Here is a 4,500-nt window from a genome sequence, read left to right on the forward strand (position 1 = left end):
AGGGAAAGTGGATAATCCTGAACAGGTGTTAGCTGAGATATTGAACTGGACGGGGGGACAACCGTTTCTGACCCAGAAGTTGTGTAAGTTAATGGTGGATGGATCCCCCCTAACCCCCCTTAACAAGGGGGGAACTGGAGTTGAGGGCACTGGAGTTGAGGGCACTTCTGAAGGGGAATCGAACCATTCTCAAGCTTCCCCCTTATTAAGGGGGACGGGAGGGGGATCCCATTGCAGCACTAAAGTTGCACAGGTCGCCCGTACCCAGATTATTGAGAATTGGGTATCTCAGGATAAGCCAGAGCACTTGAAGACCATACGCGATCGCATTCTCAGAAATGAGCGAAGGGCGAGTAGGCTGTTGGGATTGTATCAGCAGGTATTAGATCAGGGTAGTCTTGCCGCTGATGGCAGTGAAGAACAGACGGAATTAAGGCTATCGGGGTTGGTAGTGGAGCGGGATGGGTATTTAAAAGTTAACAACCGGATTTATGGCAGTGTTTTCGATAGGGATTGGGTTAAGCAGGAATTAGCTAGACTGCGTCCCTACTCTGAAGCATTTACGGCTTGGGTTGAGTCTGGGTGTCACGATGAATCCCGTTTGTTGCGGGGGGTAGCGTTAGAGAATGCTCAAGCTTGGGCTAGGGATAAAAGTTTGAGCGATTTGGATTATCAGTTTTTAGGGGCTAGTCAGGAATTAGACCGTAGGGTATTGGCACAAGAAAGTCGAATATTAGCTAAGGCCAATGATACCTTAACTGAAGCTCAACAGAAAGCCAAGAGAACTATACTCATAGGGGGTATTAGTCTGGGTTTGTTCTCAGTTATAGCAATAATTATTGCTATGATAACTGCTGAAAAAATACAAGAAGCTAAAACAGGTGCGCGACTAGAACAACAAGGGGTTAATATTTTACGACGGTTACCAGGGGATAATGGTTACTATGGCAATCGAGAGCTTTTATACTCAGCCATGGAGACTGGGCAACAGCTCTTTAATATCGTCAAAGATGGTCGCCCTTTGGATAACTATCCTGCCATCAGTCCTCTCTATGCTCTACAGCAGAGTCTTAGTAAATTCAGAGAAAAGAGAATATTTCGAGGACATCAAGACTGGGTAAGGAGTGTAAGTTTTAGTCCCGATGGTAAAACCCTCGCTACGGCATCAGCGGACAATACGGTCAGAGTTTGGGATTTACAGGGCAATCAATTAGCTCTGTTGAAAGGACATCAAGACTCGGTAAGGAGTGTAAGTTTTAGCCCCGATGGTAAGATGCTAGCTACGGCATCATATAGTACGATGCTGACTGAGGATAAAACAGAGGACACAACTGTTAGAGTCTGGGATTTACAAGGAAATCAATTAGCTCTGTTGAAAGGACATCAAGACTCGGTAAATAGTGTAAGTTTTAGCCGAGATGGTAAAACCCTGGCTACCGCATCATCGGACAAAACTGTCAGAGTTTGGGATTTACAAGGAAATCAATTAGCTCTGTTGAAAGGACATCAATCCTGGGTAAATAGTGTAAGTTTTAGCCGAGATGGTAAAACCCTGGCTACGGCATCATCTGACCGTACTATCATACTCTGGGATTTACAGGGCAATCCATTAGTAATGTTGAGAGGACATCAAGACTCGGTAAATAGTTTAAGTTTTAACCGAAATGGTAAAAGGCTAGCTACGGCATCATCTGACAGTACTATCAGACTTTGGGATTTACAGGGCAATCCACTAGCTGTGTTGAGAGGACATCAAGGCTCGGTAAATAGTTTAAGTTTCAGCCCTGATGGTAAAACCCTGGCTACAGCATCATCTGACCGTACTGTCAGACTCTGGAATTCAAAGGGCAATCAATTAGCTCTGTTTCAAGGATATCGACGCTCGGTAAATAGTGTAAGTTTTAGTCCTGATGGTAAAACCCTGGCTATGGCATTATCGGACGGAACTATCAGATTCTGGGATTTAGAGGGCAATCGATTAGGTCTGTCTCAAGGATATCAAGACCGGGTAAATCGACGCTCGGTAATAAGTATAAGTTTTAGCTCCGATGCTAAAATGCTGGCTACAGAATCAGATGACCATACTGTTAGACTCTGGGATTTACAGGGCAATCGATTAGTTCTTTTGAAAGGACATCAAGACTCGGTAAAGAGTGTAAGGTTTAGCCGAGATGGTAAAATCCTGGCTACGGCATCATCTGACCGTACTATCAGACTTTGGGATTTACAGGGTAATCAATTAGCTGTGTTGAGAGGACATCAATCCTGGGTAAATAGTGTAAGTTTTAGCCGAGATGGTAAAACCCTGGCTACGGCATCATATGACCATACTGTTAGACTCTGGGATTTACAGGGCAATCCATTAGCTGTGTTAAGAGGACATCAATCCTGGGTAAAGAGTGTAAGTTTTAGCCGAGATGGTAAGATGCTGGCTACGGCATCATCTGACAATACGGTCAGACTCTGGGATTTACAGGGCAATTCATTAGCTGTGTTAAGAGGACATCAATTCTGGGTAAATAGTATAAGTTTTAGCCGAGATGGTAAAACCCTGGCTACGGCATCACAAGACCAAACGGTCATAGTTTGGGATTTAGAAGGAAATCAATTAGCACTGTTGAAAGGACATGAAGGATCGGTAAATAGTGTAAGTTTTAGCCGAGATGGTAAAACTCTGGCTACGGCATCAGAGGACAATACGGTTAGACTCTGGGATTTACAGGGCAATCCATTAGCTGTGTTGATAGGACATGAACACTCGGTAATAAGTGTAAGGTTTAGCCGAGATGGTCAGATGCTGGCTACGGCATCAGAGGACAAAACGGTCAGACTCTGGGATTTACAGGGCAATCCATTAGCTGTGTTGAGAGGACATCAACCCTCGGTAAAGAGTGTAAGTTTTAGCCCCGATGGTAAGATGCTGGCTACGACATCAGGGCGCACTGTCAGACTCAGGCAAGTTGAAGATTTAGGTGAGATGCTGGCTCGGGGCTGTAAGTTGCTTGAAGATTACTTTGTGGAGAATTTTGAAGCTTTAGAAACTTTAACCACATGCCAATATTTAGTTGACAAAGTAGCAGTATCTCCCGGTCTTGTCAAACAGGGTGAGACGTTAGCAAAAGAGGGGGATGTCGATGGTGCTATTGCTAAGTTTCAAAAAGCCAAAGAATGGAATCCGGAGCTAGAATTAAACCCAGAGATAAAAGCTAAACAGCTAGCAGCACCCGGTAAAGTTAAACAAGGTGAGAATTTAGCCAAACAAGGAAAAATAGCCCAAGCAATATCTACTTATAAAGAAGCACAACAACTAGACCCAAACTTATAAATTTCTTCTCAATCTTGGAATTATATCTGTTACTTTGGTAGTCTCCATGGATATGCTACTAATGTGATAGATATCTGTGAAAAAGCAGTAGCTAAAGAGCCTGAAAATGGACTATTGAAGGAGGGTCGTGGATTGGCTAGGGCTCTGACTGGAGATACAGCAGGAGCGATATCAGACTTTCAGGCATTTTTAGAGTGGATTGACCAGAGGTATTCATCGATCAAAAAACAACGGCAAGAATTGAAGGAGGGTCGTGGATTGGCTAGTGCTCTGACTGGAGATACAGCAGAAGCGATATCAGACTTTCAGGCATTTTTAGAGTGGATTGACCAGAGGTATTCATCGATGGGCAATGATGAACGTATAGCAGGATTACAAACTTACAAACAACAACGGCAACAATGGATAGATGAACTCCGCGCTGGTAAGAATCCTTTTACGGAAGAGGTGTTGAAGAGTTTACGGGTCTTCGGGACTTTTGATACTAGAGCTCAAACATTTCGATTTCGCTGGAGCATAAATTTTAGCGGCTCTATCGGCGTTCCTGAGCAGCGAAATGAGCGAAATGATTTAACCATAAAGGGAGATGTTTTTATATTTTAAATAATAAACAATAAATCTACTTTATAATTCTCAAATTGCTTAGGACATATTTCTTTTATCTGCTCCCGACTCCCGACTCCTGATTCCCGATTCCCGACTCCCGATTCCCGATTCCCTCAAGACTTTGTTCCAAAATCTTTCAATATATGTTATAATAGAATATTTTTGTGCTATAGTATAACAGTGGGCGCTGAGACGCCCAGAGTCAAGAGCTAGCCCGGGGAAAGTGCAACATCAACGGGCTAGCTCTGGCTCCCCTATCAAAGGAGATAGTTTGATTATGAGTTATTCGGAACGCCTTCATCCATGGGTGGTCATTAGGCTGTTACCCGAAATGCAGCGAGTTGTTGTTGCTCGCTTCCGCAATCGGTCGGATGCCGAAGGACATTTGTGGGCCCTGAAACGATTAATGCCTGATGCGGAATTTATAATTATTTTTGATGTCGGGAATAATCCGATAAATCCTAGGGAATAGGGAATAGGGAATAGGGAACAGGCTGACTGCCGGACACAAGTGCCTCAAAGCCTGATTATGCCTAGGTGATGGGATGCAGGTTTTGAGCGGACGGTCC

At 43.9% G+C, this 4,500-nt stretch carries 3 protein-coding genes; all 3 read left to right on the top strand.

Annotated elements, in window-relative coordinates; genetic code table 11:
* The coding region (locus F6K37_RS32890; protein WP_287254857.1) for a WD40 repeat domain-containing protein at positions 1 to 3,325 on the top strand (3,325 nt) is incomplete at its 5' end.
* Between the two features lie 63 nt (positions 3,326 to 3,388).
* On the top strand, positions 3,389 to 3,928 hold the full coding sequence (locus F6K37_RS32895) for a tetratricopeptide repeat protein (protein ID WP_287254858.1): 540 nt from the start codon (positions 3,389 to 3,391) through the stop codon (positions 3,926 to 3,928).
* Between the two features lie 280 nt (positions 3,929 to 4,208).
* Entirely contained in the window at positions 4,209 to 4,403 is a 195-nt protein-coding gene (locus tag F6K37_RS32900) for a hypothetical protein (RefSeq protein ID WP_287254860.1), read from the top strand.
* The last annotated feature ends 97 nt before the right edge of the window (positions 4,404 to 4,500 follow it).

The organism is Moorena sp. SIO4E2 (assembly GCF_010671945.1).
Taxonomy (GTDB): Bacteria; Cyanobacteriota; Cyanobacteriia; order Cyanobacteriales; family Coleofasciculaceae; genus Moorena; species Moorena producens.

Bases quoted from the DNA above. Each gene is read 5' to 3' on its own strand.
- F6K37_RS32900 (WP_287254860.1), top strand. From the start codon at position 4,209: ATGAGTTATTCGGAACGCCTTCATCCATGGGTGGTCATTAGGCTGTTA.